The following is a 17,360-nucleotide window of genomic DNA, read 5'->3' as shown; positions in this document are numbered from 1 at the left end:
ACGCTACCGACTTTCGCGGGCTTTACGGGCATCAGCCCGCAGTCCCGCGGAAGTTCGACGGAATCAGGTCCCGCGCGTGCAGGCGTCGCGCCGCGCGCACGGGGCGGAGCGGGGAAGCGGGGAGTCAGCTGTGGCGATGGTCGGCCTGTTCTGGATCACGGGGGACGCCGTGTACCTGGGGGCACCGCCCGACCTGCTCGGCCGCGCCGTCCTGGTGACCGACGCGGGGCTGGACAGCGTCGGGCACGAGCAGGTCGGCGGCTGGCCCTGGGCGGAGGTCCGCGGGGTAGCCGTGCGGGACGTCCCGCTGCGGTCGGCTGTCCGCAGACGTCTGTCGCTGGCGGGGACGCTGCTGCTCTCCGCGGTGTTCGGCGGCATCGACGAGCCGCCCGCCATGACCGTGTGCGTCGATACGGCCGACGGCGGCCGGGAACTGACGGTCGCCAGCGCGGCAGCGGCGGGCTACGGACGCGCCGAGATCACCCTCTCGCACACCCTGCTCGACCGGTTCGCGGACGGCTCGGCGTGTCCCTCCCGGCTCGCCGACTGGGCTCGTACGCATCCGGCCGGTACGCCCGGCCGGGCCAGGCGCGAAGCCCTGCTCAGGCAGTGGGCGGCGCGGTGAGCGGCGGCCCGCGCGCCGAGGAATTCCGGTGCGACGCGGGGGTCAATCGCGACGGACGCGATTACCATGGCGATCTCGGCAAACGGGCAGGCCGCGAACCACCCGGCAGACCACCGCGCGGGTGACCAGAACACCGTTCACGGCAGCGAGCCTCCCATGACGCGATGGGAGGGTCCGCACGGTGAACGGCGGCAGCCGCGCGCGGCGCCTGACCAGTCGCCTCGGCGCACAGGGCGTCGCGTCCGGCCAGCGCGCCGCCGTCCGGCGGCTGAGCCGCCGCGCCGCCCGCGCGCCCGGTGCCGCCGGCGACGAGGCCCGCGCCCACAGCCGCCTCAGCTGGCTCAACTCCGCGGACACCAGGATCGGCACCTCGCTGGATCTGGAGCGCACCGCGCAGGAGCTGGCAGAGTTCTGCGTCCCCCGACTGGCCGACGGCGCCGCCGTGGATCTGCTGGAGTCCGTCCTGCACGGTGAGGAGGGCCAGCGCGATCTCGGCGACATCCCCATCATGCGGGCGATGGCGGTGCACGCCGTCGACGCGCTGACCTCGCTGGAGCCCTCCCCGGTGGGTGAGATCGTCGACCGGACCATCTACCACGGCGCGACCCGGCTGATCAGCCGCCTCCTGAAGCATCGCGAGTCCGTCCTGATCAGCCGGATGACCGAGGAGGACCTCACGCGCATCGCGCCCACCGACAGCGCGGCCGAGCGGATGCGCGAGACCGGCGTCCACAGCTATATGGCGGTGCCCCTGATCGCGCGCGGGGTGCTGCTGGGCACGGCCGACTTCGTACGGGCCGGGGACAGCCCGCCCCTCACCCCCGCCGACCTCACGCTGGCCGAGCAGCTCGCCGCCAAGGCGGCGGTCTTCATCGACAACGCCCGGCTGTACAGCCGGGAACGCGAGCACGTCCTCTCCCTCCAGCGCAGTCTGCTGCCGCGCGCCACGCCGCACACACCCGGCCTGCGGGTGCACTCCGGTTACGCGCCCGCGTTCGACGCGCGCGGCGTCGGCGGCGACTGGTACGACGTGGTCGCCCTGCCCAGCGGCCGCACAGCCCTGGTGGTCGGCGACGTGATGGGCCACGGCCTCCCCGCGGCCGCCACCATGGGGCGGCTGCGGGCGGTCGCCCGCACCCTGATGACCCTGGACATCGCCCCGGACCGGGTGCTGGCCCGGCTCGACCTGGCCACCCGTGACCTGGAGGACGAACAGGTCGCCACCTGCCTGTGCGCGGTCTACGACCCCGCCGACGCCAGCTACACCCTGGCGAGCGCCGGACACCCGCCGCCGCTGCTGCTCGGCCCGGACGGCACGCCGTCGTACGTGGACGTGCCGACCGGCGCGCCGCTCGGGGCCGGGGTCATCCCGTACGACCCGGTCCGGCTGCCGGGTCCGGTGGGCAGCAGGCTGGTCCTGTACACGGACGGCCTGGTCAAGAACCGCACCGACGACGTGGACGCCCAACTGGCCCGGCTGCGGACGCGGGCCGCGGGGATGACGCCGGAGCGGCTGGACGACTGCGCCCTGCTCACCCCGGCCGCGGACGCCGAGGGCCGCTTCGACGAGGCCGTGCTCCTGGTCGCGGCGGGCGCCGATCCCGAAGACGTCGCCCTCCGGGTCTGGGACCTCCCATCGGGCGGCGCGGCGGCCTCCGCCGCGCGCAAGCTGGTCACCGAGCAGCTCCAGCTGTGGGATCTGGCCGACCTGGCGGACGTCACCGAACTCGTCGTCAGCGAACTCGTCGGCAACGCCCTGCGCTACGGCGGCGGTCCGGGGCAACTCCGGCTGCTGCGCACCGAACGCCTGGTGGTCGAGGTCTCGGACACCGGCCCTGACCTGCCGCGCATCCAGCACGCGGACGTCAGCGACGAGGGCGGCCGCGGCCTCCAGCTGATCAACATGCTGTGCCGCAGATGGGGCTCCTGCCGCACGGCGACGGGCAAGGTCGTCTGGGCGGAACAGAACATCCCGTGACACCCGGTGGCAGCCCCGGTCAGCGACAAGCGACAGGCGTTCAGCCGCTCCGCGGGACGTCAGCCGGCGCTGTGCGCGGCCTTCCACTCAGGGGCGAGCACCGACCAGATCTCGGTGTTCTGCCGTATGCCCCGGTACGGGGAGTTCTCGCGCAGGACGCCGTCGCAGGTCATGCCGAGCCGCTTGGCCAGGTTGATGCTCGGGGTGTTCGCGGATGACACATGCCACTCCACCCGGTGCATGCCGCGCTCCTCGATCGCCCAGTCGACGGCGGCCCGCACCGCGCGGGTGACCAGGCCCCGGCCGGACGCGGCCGGTTCGATCCAGCAGCCCGCCTCGCAGGTCTCCTCGCTCACGTCGAAGGTCCGGAAGAGGACACCGCCGACGAGAAGGCCGTCGAGCCAGATGCCGTACAGGCGGCCGACGTCGGCGGCGGCCTTGTCGGCGTACACCTGGAGCCACTTCCGGGTGGAGGCGAGGTCGGACGTGATGTCGGGGAGTCCCACGTGCTGCCCGATGAAGTCACGGCCACGGTCCATATGGGCGAGGAACTCCTCGGCCTGCCACGGCTCCAGCGGCCGCAGCTCAGCCCCGTCACCCAGCGAAACAGCGAACATCCTCACCCTCCACAACGGCCGTACGGCGGTCGAACTCTCGACCTCTTCCGCTTCTTGATCCTCGCACGGCCCTCTGACAGTCCGACTTGCGCACTCCCCGCACTCCCCGCACCCCCCGCACTCCCTGAACAGGCGTACGACCGACTGTCGGTGACGGACGCTACGCTGCGGGCGTGCAGCGAACAGAGTGTGAGCAGGAAAAGTACCGGCAGGACAGCGACCCGCGGCGTCGGCGCGGGAGGTGGCCGGGGCTCCTGGCGGTCGGTGTACTGATAGCCACCGCCGGGTGCGGCCTCGTCGAAAGCACCCCGGAACCCGACGGCACGGCCTCCCCCACCGCCGACGCGAGCGACGGCACGGGCGGCACGGACGGCGCGGACGGCCCCGGTGACGGCAAGCCCGCCGCGGCGGGCACCCTGCCGGGCGTGCCCACCGTCGAGGCCGCCCGCACCCAGCTGGCCGGGCTCAAGGTCGCCCCGCACGGTTCGATGAGCGGCTACAGCCGGTCGTCCTTCTCGCACTGGGCGCAGCAGGGCGACAAGTGCGACAGCCGCGAGGTCGTCCTGGAGCGGGACGGCGAGGACGTACAGCGGGACGACGAGTGCAAGGCCGTGTCCGGGACCTGGGTCAGCGCCTTCGACGGGGTCACGGTGGACTCCGCGTCGAAGGTGGACATCGACCACATCGTGCCGCTCGCCAACGCCTGGCGGTCGGGCGCCGCCCGCTGGGACGCGGACAAGCGCAAGGAGTTCGCGAACGACCTGGAGCGCCCGCAGCTGATCGCGGTGACGGCGTCGTCGAACCGGTCCAAGGGCGACCAGGGTCCCGACGAGTGGCAGCCCCCGGAGAAGTCGTACTGGTGCACCTATGGGCGGGCGTGGACGGCGGTGAAGTCCTCGTACGAGCTGTCGGTCACCGAGTCGGAGAAGGACATGCTGGGCACCATGCTGGACACTTGTGGGTCATGAGCAGCCAGAGCCCGAAGCCGGGTGAGCCAGGCCCCGTCCCCGTGCCGAGACCTGACGACGTGGCCGCGTCGGCACCGCTCGTCGATGAGGTGACGGCGGGGCCCGGTGGGGCGATGACTGACGAGGTCGGGGTCATCACCGGGGACCTCACGGTCGCGACCGCCACGCTGGCCGACGGCCGGGCGGTGGTGGCCGTCCAGTACACCGACGCGGACGAGTGGTACCTGCTGACCGGTGGCCCGGCGCCCGTACCGGCGGGCGGGCTCGCCGAGCTCCATCGTGACGTGCTGGAGCTCGTCAGGAAGGGCGGCGGCGCCGAAGTGCCCCGGTGACGCGCCCCGGCCCGACACCGGGGGCGGCGTCGGCGCCGCCCCCGCGCGCCAGCCGTGTTCAGCCGGCGCCGGGGCCGCTGCCGTCGCGGTGGCGTTCGATGCGTATCTGGGCTGGCGGGTACGCGCTGTACGTGTCCGTCCCCACCGCCCAGTAGCCGCCGTCGGCGCCCGGAATCGGGGCGATCGCGTTCATCAGGGAGGTCGATCCCGAGGACTCCGGGCCGCGCTCGCTCACCCAGCCCGCGCCGTCCCAACGCAGATAGTGGGTGCGCTTCTGGTCCCAGAAGTCCCAGCCCGCGATGAGGTCGGGGCGGCCGGCGGCGTCACCGGTGATGCCGCTCAGCAGGCCGGCCCTGAACGGGGACCCACCTGAAGTCCACTCAGCGCCGTCCCAGTGCTGGAGGGTGACCCCCGGCGGCTTGCCGACCGGGCCGCCGACGCCGAAGGCGAAGCCGGTGAGCCAGATGTCGTCGTGGGCGACGGGGAGCAGTCCGGTGACGGAAGCGCGGATGCCGAGGGTGCGGGGGACGACTGTCCAGGCGCCGTCCCAGCGGGCGATGACGTCGCCGTACACCCAGACTTCGCCGCTGGGCGTGAGGTGTACGCCGGTGGGCGTCGGGGTCTGCTCGTCCGGGAGCGGGCGGCACCAGCGCCAGGCGGGTCCGTGGCCCGGTCCGGGGCCGCGCAGCAGTCCAGCCCGGTCGCCGTGGCGGCCGCTGATCCAGGCCTGCCCGTCGGGGCCGACCGCGACGTCGGTGAGTCGGGTTCCGGGTTCGCCCCGGCCGGGGAAGTCCGTCTCCCGCCAGGTCTCGCCGTCCCAGGCGAGGAGTCGGTCCTGACGGTCACGGTCGGTGCCGATGGCCCAGGCCGCGTCGGCGGAGACGCCGGAGACGGCGCGTATCCAGCCGATGCCCTCAAGGTGGGTGACGTCGGTGGCGGACCAAGCCGTGCCGTTCCAGACACGGGCGATCGGGCGGCCTCGGGTGCCGCCGTAGCGGCCTTGTTCGCCGACGGCCCAGGCGAGGTCCGGTCCCGCGGCCGCCACGGCGATGAGGTGGGCCGCCGCTTCGCCCGGCGGTGCGGGGACCTCCTGCCAGGCGCCGTCTGCGGCGTCGCGTTGACCGGCCGCGGCCTGGCTCATCGGCGATAAGGCGAGCCCGAGGCCCGCCGCGGTACCGGCGAGTCCGCCGACGAAGTGTCGTCTACGCACGGAGCAGCCCTTCTCTGGGGGATGGGAACTCCAGCCTGGGCCGGGGCGGGTGAGCGGGCTAGGCACGCGGGTGAGCAATTTCGCCGTCCGGGGCGTTGTCAGTGGTGGGCTGCATGATGGGTGTCAGGTGGTCGGTGGCGAGGGCCAGCGCGGGGAAGGGAGTCGCCTCATGAACCGGACACGTCACACGGGCGGGATGAGTGAGACGGGCGGGACAGGTAAGACGGACGCGGGCGCGTCGAGTGCGCCGCCCGCCGAGCGGGCCACCGCGGCGCAGCGACGGATCGTCAGTGCCGCGAACGGGCGGCTTGTGGGGAGTGCGGCGCAGTTGGAGGAGCTGGCGCGCAAGGGGCTCGCGTTCCGGCATCCGCGGCCGCCGCGCGCGTACTTCCTGACTCCCGCGGGCCATCGCCTCCGTGACGAGTTGCTGAGCGCGGCGTCCTCGCTGCCCGTGCCCGGCGCGGGCGCGGAGTCGGGGGTGTTCACCGCGCGCACGGGTGGCGCGGACGATCCCGTGGCGGGGCCGTGGCGGGCGCGCGAGGTGGACAGCGCCTGGCAGGGGCTTCTTGAACTGCGCCGGATGACACGTCCCGACGGTGACACGGGGCGGCTGTGCGGGTGGGAGCGCGCGCATCTGGTGCAGGCGGCCGCGCTGGCGCTGGAGGCGGCGGGGTGCGCGCCCGCAAGGCCGTCGGGCGGCGTGGCCGCCGCCGACGGCGGGCCCCCGGCCGCTGACACGTCCCCGACCGCGGGCGGATACCGGGTCTCGGAGACTCCGCAGCCCGAGGCCGTCGCGGTCCGGCTGATACCCGACGGCCCGGCACCCGACGGCCCGGCGCCCGACGGCCCGGCGCCCGACGACGGCCTCGGCGCCTGCGCGGCCGCGCTGGAGCAGGCGGGCTGGCAGATCAGTCGGCACCGGGCGCGGGGCGGCGGCGGGTACCTGCTGGCGTCGCCTCGCCGGGACTGACCCCGGCGGCCCCGGCGCACCGGATCAGCCGATTCCGGCGCGATTTTTGATGTGCCGTCAAAGATCAATAGGATCCGGCGATGATCACAAGACAACGGCTGACGGCGGGCGCCTGCGCCCTGCTCGCCGCCCTGACGGCCGGGCTGCTCCCGTCGGCGGGCGGCGCCGCGTTCGCCGACGAGCACGAGCGGAGCGAAGGCCCCGCCCCGAAGGTCGAACTCGTCCTCGACGTGAGCGGTTCGATGCGCGCCCGCGACATCGACGGCGGCTCGCGGATGGCCGCGGCGAAGCAGGCGTTCAACGAGGTGCTCGACGCGACCCCCGGCGAGGTCGAGCTCGGCATACGCACACTCGGCGCCAACTACCGCGGCGACGACCGCGAGGAGGGCTGCAAGGACACCGAGCAGCTCTACCCGGTCGGCGTACTCGACGGCTCCGCGCGCACCGACGCCAAGACCGCGGTGGCGACCCTGGCCCCCACCGGCTGGACGCCGATCGGGCCCGCGCTCCTGAAGGCCGCCGCCGACCTCGCGGGCGGCGAGGCGAACGTCAGCCGCCGGATCGTCCTCATCACGGACGGCGAGGACACCTGCGCGCCGCTCGACCCCTGCGAGGTGGCCCGCGGCCTCGCGGCCAAGGGGATCAACCTCACCATCGACACCCTCGGCCTGGTCCCGGACGCCAAGACCCGCGACCAGCTGAGCTGCATCGCGGACGCGACCGGCGGCACCTACACCTCGATCCGGCACAAGGAGGAACTCTCCGACCGCGTCAACCAGTTGGTGGACCGTGCCGCCGAACCCACGGTCACCCCGGTCGCCGTGGAGGGCGCGGACCGGTGTGCCAAGGCCCCCAAGGTGGGATCGGGCCTCTACAGCGACCGGGAGAGGTTCGGCGAGCACCGCTGGTACCGGGTCGACGTCAAGCCGGGCCAGGAGCTGCGCGCCTCGGTGAGCGTGGCGGCCGACCGCCAGGTCGACCACGACTACGGCGTACTGCTGCGGGCGGTCACCGTGCACGGGCGCGAGATCGTCCGCGGTGAGTACGCGGGCAGCGGCCGCACCGACGTCATCTCGGCCGGACTGCGCTATCCGAAGGCCGACCCCGACGACACCGACGGCGAGGGGGAGCCGGAGACCGTGTGCCTGGAGGTCGGCAACTCGTACTCCGCCCCGGCCTCCGTCAAGAAGGAGCCCGGACTGCCCGTGGAGCTGGCGATCGACCTGGTGGACGGCCCGTCGGACGCCTCCGATGTGGCGTTCTTCGGCCTGGGCCGCGGCTGGTGGCTGCTCGGTGCGCTGGCCGTCTCGGGATTCCTGGCCGGTGTGATGTGGGGCTGGCTGGCCCGCTGGCGCGGCGCGGTACGGAGGAGCAACTGATGGGGATCACCAAGGCGTTGCGGATCGGCGTCAGCACGGTGCTGCTGGCGGGTACGGCGCTGTTCGGCGCGGCGGGCACGGCCCTGGCCGACGACCCGTCCCCGTCGAGCGGCCCGAGCACGGCCGAGGGCGGCGGGGACAGCGGGGACGGGCCCACCGAGGCGGGTACGTCGTTCCGTACGGCCGTGGCGTTCGAGCCGGGGCAGCGGGCTGCCGCGAGCGCGTCCACCGGCGAGTACCTGTACTGGAAGTTCCCGGCCGACACCGGACAGCGGCCCACGGTCAAGGCGACCGTGCGGCTCCCGGAGCCGAACGCCCGCGCGGGCGCCCAGACCTGGCAGGTCGACGTGTACGACGGGCTGCGGCGCCGCCAGCCCTGTATGTACGGGGCCCAGACCAGGCGGGCGGCGCAGGACGCCGAGTCCGTCTCGCTGTCCTGCACCCTGCGCCCGGTACGCGCCTGGTCCGAGCAGTGGTCGGACGATCCGCTGCCGGGCGTCTACTACGTGCGGCTGACGGCCACCGGCCTCAAGGACGCCGACCTGGGGCTGCCCGTGACGGCCGAGGTCACCGTCGGCTTCAAGGAGGTGGGCGGCTCACACGCGGTGGACGGCGCGCTGGCGGCGCCGCTGGTGCCCGGAAACGGAGCGGTGACCGACACGGACACGGCGTCCGGCTCCGACACCGGTTCCGGCACCGGCTCGGATTCCGGGGACAGCCCGGCGCGGCGGGCGGCCGCCGCCACCGAGCCCGAGGACGGCTGGGCGTCCGGCTGGTGGTCGGACCGCTGGCTGTGGACCGCGGCGGGCGGCTTCCTCGCGGCCCTCACCGGCGTGGGCGGCTACGTACTCGCCCGCGGCCCGGCACGCCCGCGCGCGTAACCGACGGCCCCGAGCACCTTGGCAGGTGCTCGGGGGCTCCCCCGCACCGCGCGTCGGCACGGCGCGCGCCGCGTACGACGAGAACGCCCGCGCCAGGCACGGCGAGAGGGCTGGGCAGACGCCGCCGAGCCGCAGCGAGGAGCCCGTGACACGGAGGTGACCGTCGCGGGCTTGGCGAGCACCGTGGCGGCGGTGCGGCCCAGGTGACGGTAAGGCTGCTCCTCACCCGCGCCCGCACCCACATCGGGTCGCTGACGGCGTGTGCGACCACCCGCTCGGGGCGGCCGCACACGCCGTATCCGATGCTCAGGGCCGTCAGGGCCGTCAGAGCCCCTCAGTGTGCCGCCTGCTGGGACGGCACCCGGCTCTCGGAGATCTCCTCGCCGGGCTCCATCGGCGCGGTGACGTCGTCATCGTCCTGCCGCTTGCCGGTGTGGTTGAAGACCAGGTTGAGGACGACCGCGGCCACGCACCCGGTGGAGATGCCCGAGTCCAGGATGATCATCGCGGTGTCCGGGAAGGCGTGGTAGAACTCCGGGGCCGCGATCGGGATCAGCCCGACGGCCATCGCGACCGCCACGATCAGGACGTTGTTGTCCTTCTCCAGGCCCGCCTTGGCCAGCGTCTGGATGCCGCTGGCCGCGACCGAGCCGAAGAGCACGACGCCCGCGCCGCCGAGCACCGGCCGGGGCACGATCGCGATCAGCGAGGCGACCACCGGCATCAGACCCATCAGGATCAGGAAGCCGCCGCCCACGGCGACCACGAACCGGCTGCGGATCTTGGTCATCGCGACCAGGCCGATGTTCTGGGCGAAGGCGCTGGCCATGAAGCCGTTGAAGAACGGGCTGAGCGCGGAGCCGAGGGTGTCGGCGCGCAGTCCGGCCGCGATCGTCTTCTCGTCCGCGGGCCGTTCGACGATCTCGCCGAGCGCCAGCATGTCGGCGGTGGACTCGGTCATCGAGACGATCATGACGACCACCATCGACACGATCGCCGCGGCGGCGAACTGCGGGGCGCCGAAGTGGAACGGCGTCGGGAAGCCGACGATGTCCGCCTCGCTCATCGCGCTGAAGTCGGTGGCGTCGAACGGGATCGCGATGACGGTGCCGACGGCCAGGCCGAGCAGTACGGCGATCTGCTTGACGAACCCGCTGGTGAAGCGGCGTATCAGCAGGACGATCACGAGCGTGATGCCCGCGAGCCCCAGGTACTTCATGGCGCCGTAGTCGTCGGCCGCCGGATTGGGCCCCTGGGCCCAGCCGAAGGCCACCGGCATCAGCGAGACGCCGATCAGGGTGATGACGGTGCCGGTGACGACCGGCGGGAAGAAGCGGACCAGTTTGGAGAAGAACGGAGCGCCGACGAAGCCGAGCAGACCCGCGACGATGATCGCGCCGAAGATGATCGGCAGCGCGTCGTCCTTGTCCTTGGTCTGGTCGACGACCGCGAGCATCGGGGCGACGCCCGCGAAGGTGACGCCGTTGACGAACGGCAGCCGTGCTCCGATGTTCCAGATGCCCAGTGTCTGCAGGAGGGTGGCCAGTCCGGCCGTGAAGAGACTGGCTCCGGTGAGGAAGGTGAGCTCCTTGGCGGAGAGCCCGACGGCCGCTCCGACGATGAGCGGCGGGGCGACCACGCCCGCGTACATGGCGGCCACATGCTGGAGGCCGCTGGTCATCATCTTGAGAGGTGGCAGCTTCTCGTCGACCGGGTGCTTGGCGGGCGTCCGGTCGCGGACTTCGCTGTCCTCTGGCACGGCGACTGCTTTTCGAACCCTGGGCGTGTCAGCCACGGCGGTTCCTCCGGTTGGTTGCTCGTCGCTGGGGACGCGATTACTGGGAGGGCGTGCATAGGGGGAAGTGGTGCGGGTCGTGCGAGTCGTGCAGGTGGTGCGCTGTGTGCGGTTGTGGTCGTACGGAGGGGTGCGATGTGCGGGTCGCCGGTGCTGCGGGTCCGCGGGGCCCGGCCGGGCCCGTACGGTGTGACGGTTCACCGGGTCGGCAGGGCGGGGGAACTCAGTCCCCCGCCCTGGCCGATCCGGCTGCCGTGGACCCCGCTCGGGTCCACGGCGACCGGCCAGGGGCCGTCCCCCCTGGCCGGACTCCGGGGGGTCAGTCGCCCGCGGCGATCCGGGCGAGGCGCTGAGCCTCGTCGCGGGCGGTGCGGGCGATGGCGTCCTCGTCGACGGTGAGCAGTCGGTCGTTCTCGACGATCTGCCGGCCGTTGACGAACGAGGCGGTGACCGGGGCCGCCGCGCCGAAGACGATCGCCGTGACCGGGTCGGCGATCGTGGAGTGTCCGATGCCGTCGACCTTCCACAGGACGAGGTCGGCGAGTTTGCCCGCTTCGACGGAGCCGATCTGCGTGGCGCGGCCGAGTACCCGCGCCCCGCCGAAGGTGCCCAGACGCAGGGCCTGGCGGGCGTTCAGCGCCGCTTCCCGGTGCGGGCCGAGGCGGTTGATCAGCAGGGCGTTGCGGAGTTCGGTGTGCAGTTCACCGGACTCGTTGGACGCCGTGCCGTCGACGCCGAGGCCGACCGGGACACCGGCCGCCAGCATGTCCGGGACACGGGCGATCCCGGCCGCGAGGCGGGCGTTGGAGGAGGGGCAGTGGGCGACGCCGGTCTTCGTACGGGCGAAGGCGGCGATGTCGGAGTCGTTCATATGGACGCAGTGCGCCATCCACACGTCCTCGCCGAGCCAGCCGGTCGACGCGAAGTAGTCGGTCGGGCCCATGCCGAACAGTTCGTGGCAGAACTTCTCCTCCTCCACGGTCTCCGAGCCGTGGGTGTGCAGCCGTACGCCCTTGGCGCGGGCAAGTTCGGCCGCCTGCCTGAGCAGTTCGGTGGAGACGGAGAACGGGGAGCAGGGGGCGACGGCGATCTGCGTCATCGCGTCGAAGGAGGCGTCATGGTGCTCGTCGACGGTCGCGGCGGTGGCGGCGAGCGCGCCGTCGAGGGTCTCCACGGCGAAGTCCGGGGGCAGGCCGCCGTCCTTCTCGCCGCGGTCCATGGAGCCGCGGGCCAGCGTGAGGCGGACGCCCATGTCGGCCGCGGCGCCGATGATCGCGCCGGACAGGTCGCCGGAGCCCCGCGGGTAGACGTAGTGGTGGTCCATCGCGGTGGTGACGCCGCCGCGGGCCATCATCGCGAGCGAGCCCTGTGCGGCGGCCTTCGCCATCTGCTCGTCGATGCGCGCCCACGTGGGGTAGAGGGCGACGAGCCAGTCGAAGAGGTTGTGGTCGGTGGCGAGACCGCGCGTGATCCACTGGTAGAAGTGGTGGTGCGTGTTGACCAGGCCCGGCGTGAGCAGGTGGCCGGTGCCGTCGATGCGGCGGGCCACGTTCTGAAGGTTCTCGGGGGCCTTGCCCGCGCCGACCGACTCGATCCGGTTGCCCGCGACGACGACATGGCCCGACGCGTACTCGGTGTCGTTCGCGTCCACGGTCGCGATGGCGCAGTTCTCGATGACGATGCGCGAAGCCGCCATGGCGGGTCCTCGTTCCTCTCACGGGTGGTGTCTCACCCGGATTCGCACGGGCTCGGGGGTCGAGCGGGGTGACGACCGAGTCCGTGATGCACGGGCGACCGCTGGTCGCGGTCGCGGGTGCGGATGCTGCGCAGATGCCCCCGCTCCCCTCCTGGCCCCCGGAACCGGGCTGTCGGACCTGGTTCCGGGGGAGACGCCGGCGCATTCGCGTCGGAGGTGTCGGCGCTCCGGCTCAGGGCCGGAGCTGGCTGCGCTCTGACTCCGGGGTCAGAGGTTGGTCATGTCGACCGGGATCCGCGGCTCGACGCCGTCGCGCAGGACGGTGGCCTCGATCAGGCCGTACGGGCGGTCGGCCGCGTAGTAGACCTCGTTGTCGTTCTTGAGGCCGAACGGCTCCAGGTCCACCAGGAAGTGGTGCTTGTTCGGGAGCGAGAAGCGGACCTCGTCGACCTCCGAACGGTGGTTGATGATGCGCGAGCCCATCTGGTACAGGGTCTGCTGCAGCGAGAGCGAGTAGGTCTCGGCGAAGGCCTGCAGCATGTGCTTCTTGACCTGCTCGTAGGACTTCTCCCAGTTGGGCATGCGCTGCTCGTCGTCGCTCCAGTTGAAGCGCCAGCAGCCGGACACCTGGGTGGCCAGGATGCGGTCGTAGGCTTCCTTGAGCGTCGTGTACTTGTCCTTGATGTAGCCCCAGAACTCCGAGTTGGTGGAGTTCATGACCACCAGGTCCTTCAGGCCGGAGATGACCTCCCACTTCTCACCGTCGAAGGTGATCTGGGTGGTGCGGGTCTCCTGGCCCTTGCGGACGAACGAGTGGTTGACCTCGTCCGAGCCGATGAACTTGGAGTTGGCGTCGGACGTCGCGATGCGGTCCCAGGCGTACTCCTCGATGCGGATGCGCGCGCGGTGGATCGGCTCCTGGGAGGTCACGAAGTGACGGGCCAGGTGGATGCCGAACTGCTCGGCGGACTCGATGCCGTATTCCTTGGCGAACGCGAACACCGTGTTCTTGGTGGTGTCGGTCGGCAGGCAGTGGGCGTTGGAACCCGAGTAGTGCACATCGTCGAGGTCGCCGGAGAGCGCGACCGAGACGTTCAGGTCCTTGATGTGGTGGGTGTCGCCGTCCCGCGTGACCTTGACGACGCGGTTCTCTGCTTTGCCGTACTGGTTCTGGCCGAGAATCGTGGGCATGTCTGCTAGCTCCCTCGGTAAACGGAGTAGCCGAACGGGTTGAGCAGCAGCGGTACGTGGTAGTGCTCGCCCGGCGTGACGGCGAATGTGATCGCCACCTCCGGGAAGAACGCACCGCTGTCCCGATTCGCGGGGGCGTCCTGCTGCGCCTCGGCTTGCTGTGGGTTCTTGCTCAGGAAGTACGCCTCGGTCTCGAAGTCGAGACGTACGTGGGCAGTGCCCTCCGGCAGGGCCGGGAGGTCCTTGCAGCGCCCGTCCGCGTCGGTGCGCGAACCGCCCAGGGCGGTCCACTCCTCATCGCCGCCCGCGCGGGCGGCGAGGGAGACGGCGACGCCCTCGGCAGGGCGGCCGACGCTGGTGTCCAGGATGTGGGTGGACACCGATGCGGTGGTGTCGGTGCTCATCGGTTGCCTTCCTCGCGCGCCTCGGTGAGGCGCGTCAGCCGGATGCGGTTGATCTTGCCCAGTTCGGTGCGGACGATGGCCCGCTCCTGCTCGGCGGTGTTCCCGATCCGGGCCTTCAGGGCTTCGAGCATCTGCTCGCCGGTGGCGCCGGTCGCGCAGATCAGGAAGACGTGACCGAACTTGTCCTGGTAGGCCAGGTTGAGTTCGAGCAGTTCCCGCTTGAGCTCGTCGGAGGCTCCGGCCATGCCGCGCTGCTCGCGCGCCGATGTCGGGTCACCGGGCTTCGGACGCCCGATCGGCGGGTGCCCCGCCATCGCCTCTTCCAGGTCCGCCGTGGTCAGCTCGGCCATGGCGGCGTCGCTGGCGGCGAAGAGGGATTCGGCGGTGGCGTACGGGCGCTGGGCGAGCAGCTTGCTCCCCCAGGCCGAGCTGGCGCACACCTCGTGGAGCTCCGCGGTGGCCGCGGTGTCCGGCAAGGCGTTGAACCGGGTGAGACCCGGCGTGGTACCTGAAGTCACGGGTTAGCCTCCGTGGCTTGTTCTGGACGGGCTGGGGATTAGCTAAGACCCTCCACAACACGACGTCAACACTTTGTTGAAATCAATTGAACAAAGGAGCCGCCGCCCGACATCTGGGCGACGACTCCTCTACGGTGCGTGACGACGGACCGGGCTGCCAGCGCGCGGACCGCTCGGCCTACTCCCCCTTGGCCGCGTTCTCCCGGTTCAGATAGTTGTAAACGGTGAACCGGGACACCCCCAGCGCCCCGGCCACGGTCTCCACGCCGTGCCGCACGGAGAAGGCGCCGCGCCCCTCGAGTATCCGTACGACTTCCTGCTTCGCCTTGCGGTCCAGCTCCGCGAGCGGCCTGCCGTGCTTGCGCTCCAGGGCGGCCAGGATGCGGTCCAGGGAGTCCGCGAGCTGGGGCAGCCGGACGGCGAGTACGTCCTCGCCCTCCCACGCGAGGACGACGTCGTCGCCGTCCGCGTCCTGGGGGCTGAGCAGCTCGGCGCCCATGGCGTCGACGAGCGGCTTGACCGCGGTGACGAAGGGGTGGTCGCGGGGCTCGGTCACCGCTCCTCCCCCTCCCCGGTCGTTCCCACCACGTTGACCTGGAGCGAGACGCGGGTCGCCCCGGCCGCCAGGGACTCGCGCAGCAGCGCGTCGACGGCGGCCAGCACGGCGTCGGCGCCGCCCTCCGCGGTGTTGCCGAAGGGGCCGACGTCCACGGCGTCCAGTTCGGCCGCCTGGATGACGTCGCGGGCCGCCACCGCATGGGCGGGCGCCTCGTCGAGGTCGAAGGGCTCGGTCGTGAACTCCACTCTCAATCGCACGCGGTCAACCTACTGCGCGTTTGCGGATTTGCGGAGTCCCTACTTGACAGCCGACCAGGACCGCAGGCAATCTTCCATCAGGTAGAAACAACTTTCCGCTATACGGAAGGAGTGCCGCCCCTCATGGCAAGCTTCTCGGTGGACGCAGCCTCGGACCAGCGCTTCAACGTCAACCTGTCGATCCTCTACACGGAGCTCCCGCTGCTGGAGCGCCCCGCGGCCGCCGCCGCGGCCGGCTTCACCGCGGTCGAGCTGTGGTGGCCCTGGGTCGACTCCCCCACTCCGGCGCGGTCCGAGCTCGACGCCCTGAAGTCGGCCCTTGAGGACGCGGGCGTCCAGCTGGTCGGGCTCAACTTCTACGCGGGCCAGCTCCCCGGCCCCGACCGCGGCGCGCTGTCCATCCCCGGCGAGGAGTCGGAGAAGTTCCGCGCGAACATCGACATCGCCGCGGACTTCGCCGCCTCGGTCGGCTGCAAGGCGCTCAACGCGCTCTATGGCAACCGCGTCGAGGGCGTGGACCCGGCCGAGCAGGACAAGCTCGCGCTGGAGAACCTCCAGATCGCGGCGCGCGCCGCCGACCGCGTCGGCGCGATCCTGCTGATCGAGGCGCTCAACAAGCCCGAATCGCCGCTCTGCCCGATCGTGAGCGCCCCCAAGGCCATCGAGATCGTGGACGCGGTCAACGCCGCGACCGGCCTGGGCAACGCCAAGTTCCTCATGGACCTCTACCACCTGTCCATGAACGGCGAGGACCTGTCCGAGGTCATCGAGAAGTACACCGCCAAGACCGGACACGTCCAGATCGCCGACAATCCGGGCCGCGGCGCTCCGGGCACCGGCGACCTGCCGCTCGAAGACCTCCTCGGTCAGCTGAAGAAGGCCGGTTACGACGGCTGGGTCGGCCTGGAGTACAAGGCCGGCGACCAGTCGAGCACCGAGAGCTTCGGCTGGCTGCCCGCCGAGGCCCGCGCCGCGCGCTGACCGAGGCCGACGGCCCGCACCGCGCGCTGACGTACGCACCAAGAGTTTCTAGGAGACACCCTCATGAGCAACCTCCCCAAGATCGCGTGGATCGGCCTCGGCATCATGGGCTCCCCCATGTCCGAGAACCTGATCAAGGCCGGTTACCAGGTCACCGGTTACACCCTGGAGCAGGACAAGCTGGACCGCCTCGCGGCCGCGGGCGGCACCGCCGCCAAGTCGATCGCCGAGGCCGTCAAGGACGCCGACGTGATCGTCACGATGGTGCCCGCGTCCCCGCAGGTCGAGGCCATCGCCTACGGCCCGGACGGCATCCTGGAGAACGCCAAGTCCGGCTCCCTGATCGTGGACATGTCCTCGATCACCCCGCAGACCTCCGTCGACCTGGCCAAGAACGCCAAGGAGAAGGGCATCCGCGTCATCGACGCCCCCGTCTCCGGCGGCGAGGCCGGCGCCATCGAGGCCGTACTGTCGATCATGGTGGGTGGCGAGCAGGCCGACTTCGACGAGGCCAAGCCGCTCCTGGAGGCCCTCGGCAAGACCATCGTCCTGTGCGGCCCGCACGGCTCCGGCCAGACGGTGAAGGCCGCCAACCAGCTGATCGTCGCGGTCAACATCCAGGCCTGCGCCGAGGCCGTGGTCTTCCTGGAGAAGTCGGGCGTGGACCTCACCGCCGCGCTGGACGTCCTCAACGGCGGTCTGGCCGGTTCCACGGTCCTGACCCGCAAGAAGGACAACTTCCTCAACCACGACTTCAAGCCGGGCTTCCGCATCGACCTGCACCACAAGGACATGGGCATCGTCACCGACGCCGCCCGCAACGTCGGCGCCGCGCTGCCGGTCGGCGGCGTCGTCGCCCAGCTGGTGGCCTCGCTGCGCGCCCAGGGCGACGGCGGCCTGGACCACTCCGCGCTGCTGCGCTCGGTCGAGCGGCTGTCCGGCCAGCAGGTCGCCTGACCCGTCCGGGTCCCCTGATCTCCGGGCGGCGCCGGTGCTGAC

General features: G+C 71.9%; 18 protein-coding genes. 9 read left to right on the top strand and 9 right to left on the bottom strand.

Annotated features, from left to right (window positions below):
- Positions 1-136 precede the first annotated feature (136 nt).
- A complete protein-coding gene (locus ACX6XY_RS10645) occupies positions 137-625 on the top strand; it encodes a hypothetical protein (RefSeq protein ID WP_460328682.1) in 489 nt (162 codons plus the stop codon).
- A 181-nt stretch (positions 626-806) separates the two neighbouring features.
- Complete coding sequence (locus ACX6XY_RS10640; RefSeq protein WP_460328572.1) at positions 807-2,603, top strand: SpoIIE family protein phosphatase; 1,797 nt, start codon at positions 807-809, stop codon at positions 2,601-2,603.
- A 59-nt stretch (positions 2,604-2,662) separates the two neighbouring features.
- On the opposite strand, the gene ACX6XY_RS10635 is transcribed toward ACX6XY_RS10640, so the two are convergent.
- Positions 2,663-3,220 (bottom strand): GNAT family N-acetyltransferase, encoded by a 558-nt coding sequence (locus ACX6XY_RS10635; protein ID WP_460328570.1) that lies wholly within the window; start codon positions 3,218-3,220, stop codon positions 2,663-2,665.
- A 269-nt stretch (positions 3,221-3,489) separates the two neighbouring features.
- Between ACX6XY_RS10635 and ACX6XY_RS10630 the strand changes: the two genes are divergently transcribed.
- Positions 3,490-4,188: an HNH endonuclease family protein gene (locus ACX6XY_RS10630; RefSeq protein ID WP_460328680.1), complete on the top strand. Its 699-nt coding sequence runs from the start codon at positions 3,490-3,492 to the stop codon at positions 4,186-4,188.
- Positions 4,185-4,520 carry a hypothetical protein gene (locus ACX6XY_RS10625; protein ID WP_460328568.1) on the top strand — a complete coding sequence of 112 codons (336 nt, stop codon included), beginning with the start codon at positions 4,185-4,187 and terminating at the stop codon, positions 4,518-4,520. Before ACX6XY_RS10630 ends, ACX6XY_RS10625 begins: the two co-directional genes overlap by 4 nt.
- A 58-nt stretch (positions 4,521-4,578) precedes the next feature.
- On the opposite strand, the gene ACX6XY_RS10620 is transcribed toward ACX6XY_RS10625, so the two are convergent.
- Positions 4,579-5,730 (bottom strand): NHL repeat-containing protein, encoded by a 1,152-nt coding sequence (locus ACX6XY_RS10620; RefSeq protein WP_460328566.1) that lies wholly within the window; start codon positions 5,728-5,730, stop codon positions 4,579-4,581.
- 196 nt (positions 5,731-5,926) lie between these two features.
- Between ACX6XY_RS10620 and ACX6XY_RS10615 the strand changes: the two genes are divergently transcribed.
- The 3 genes from ACX6XY_RS10615 to ACX6XY_RS10605 all read left to right on the top strand — a co-directional run bounded on the left by ACX6XY_RS10615 (position 5,927) and on the right by ACX6XY_RS10605 (position 8,960).
- Complete coding sequence (locus ACX6XY_RS10615) at positions 5,927-6,700, top strand: hypothetical protein (protein ID WP_460328678.1); 774 nt, start codon at positions 5,927-5,929, stop codon at positions 6,698-6,700.
- A gap of 80 nt (positions 6,701-6,780) precedes the next feature.
- Positions 6,781-8,079, top strand: coding sequence for a VWA domain-containing protein (locus ACX6XY_RS10610; protein WP_460328564.1), 1,299 nt, complete (start codon positions 6,781-6,783; stop codon positions 8,077-8,079).
- Entirely contained in the window at positions 8,079-8,960 is an 882-nt protein-coding gene (locus ACX6XY_RS10605; protein ID WP_460328561.1) for a hypothetical protein, read from the top strand. Before ACX6XY_RS10610 ends, ACX6XY_RS10605 begins: the two co-directional genes overlap by 1 nt.
- A gap of 334 nt (positions 8,961-9,294) precedes the next feature.
- On the opposite strand, the gene ACX6XY_RS10600 is transcribed toward ACX6XY_RS10605, so the two are convergent.
- The 7 genes from ACX6XY_RS10600 to ACX6XY_RS10570 form a co-directional block, all read right to left on the bottom strand.
- A complete protein-coding gene (locus tag ACX6XY_RS10600; protein WP_460328676.1) occupies positions 9,295-10,644 on the bottom strand; it encodes a nucleobase:cation symporter-2 family protein in 1,350 nt (449 codons plus the stop codon).
- A gap of 430 nt (positions 10,645-11,074) precedes the next feature.
- The gene (locus tag ACX6XY_RS10595) at positions 11,075-12,451 is read right to left on the bottom strand and encodes an 8-oxoguanine deaminase (RefSeq protein ID WP_460328559.1); all 1,377 of its coding nucleotides are present in this window, start codon (positions 12,449-12,451) and stop codon (positions 11,075-11,077) included.
- A gap of 267 nt (positions 12,452-12,718) precedes the next feature.
- Positions 12,719-13,642, bottom strand: coding sequence for a factor-independent urate hydroxylase (gene pucL / locus ACX6XY_RS10590; RefSeq protein ID WP_460328558.1), 924 nt, complete (start codon positions 13,640-13,642; stop codon positions 12,719-12,721).
- A gap of 5 nt (positions 13,643-13,647) precedes the next feature.
- Positions 13,648-14,046: a hydroxyisourate hydrolase gene (uraH, locus tag ACX6XY_RS10585; protein WP_460328556.1), complete on the bottom strand. Its 399-nt coding sequence runs from the start codon at positions 14,044-14,046 to the stop codon at positions 13,648-13,650.
- Positions 14,043-14,564 carry a 2-oxo-4-hydroxy-4-carboxy-5-ureidoimidazoline decarboxylase gene (gene uraD / locus ACX6XY_RS10580; RefSeq protein ID WP_460328554.1) on the bottom strand — a complete coding sequence of 174 codons (522 nt, stop codon included), beginning with the start codon at positions 14,562-14,564 and terminating at the stop codon, positions 14,043-14,045. The genes uraH and uraD overlap by 4 nt, the downstream gene beginning before the upstream one ends.
- A 178-nt stretch (positions 14,565-14,742) precedes the next feature.
- The gene (locus tag ACX6XY_RS10575) at positions 14,743-15,120 is read right to left on the bottom strand and encodes a helix-turn-helix domain-containing protein (protein ID WP_460328552.1); all 378 of its coding nucleotides are present in this window, start codon (positions 15,118-15,120) and stop codon (positions 14,743-14,745) included.
- Entirely contained in the window at positions 15,117-15,380 is a 264-nt protein-coding gene (locus ACX6XY_RS10570) for a hypothetical protein (RefSeq protein ID WP_460328550.1), read from the bottom strand. Before ACX6XY_RS10570 ends, ACX6XY_RS10575 begins: the two co-directional genes overlap by 4 nt.
- A gap of 123 nt (positions 15,381-15,503) precedes the next feature.
- Between ACX6XY_RS10570 and ACX6XY_RS10565 the strand changes: the two genes are divergently transcribed.
- Positions 15,504-16,361 (top strand): TIM barrel protein, encoded by an 858-nt coding sequence (locus ACX6XY_RS10565; protein WP_460328548.1) that lies wholly within the window; start codon positions 15,504-15,506, stop codon positions 16,359-16,361.
- Positions 16,362-16,424: 63 nt separating this feature from the next.
- A complete protein-coding gene (locus ACX6XY_RS10560) occupies positions 16,425-17,318 on the top strand; it encodes a 2-hydroxy-3-oxopropionate reductase (protein ID WP_460328546.1) in 894 nt (297 codons plus the stop codon).
- The last annotated feature ends 42 nt before the right edge of the window (positions 17,319-17,360 follow it).

The sequence above is a fragment of the Streptomyces sp. O3 genome (assembly GCF_054788135.1).
The sequence above is the reverse complement of the archived record's forward strand: the minus strand, read 5'-3'. Positions and strand labels throughout refer to the sequence as shown.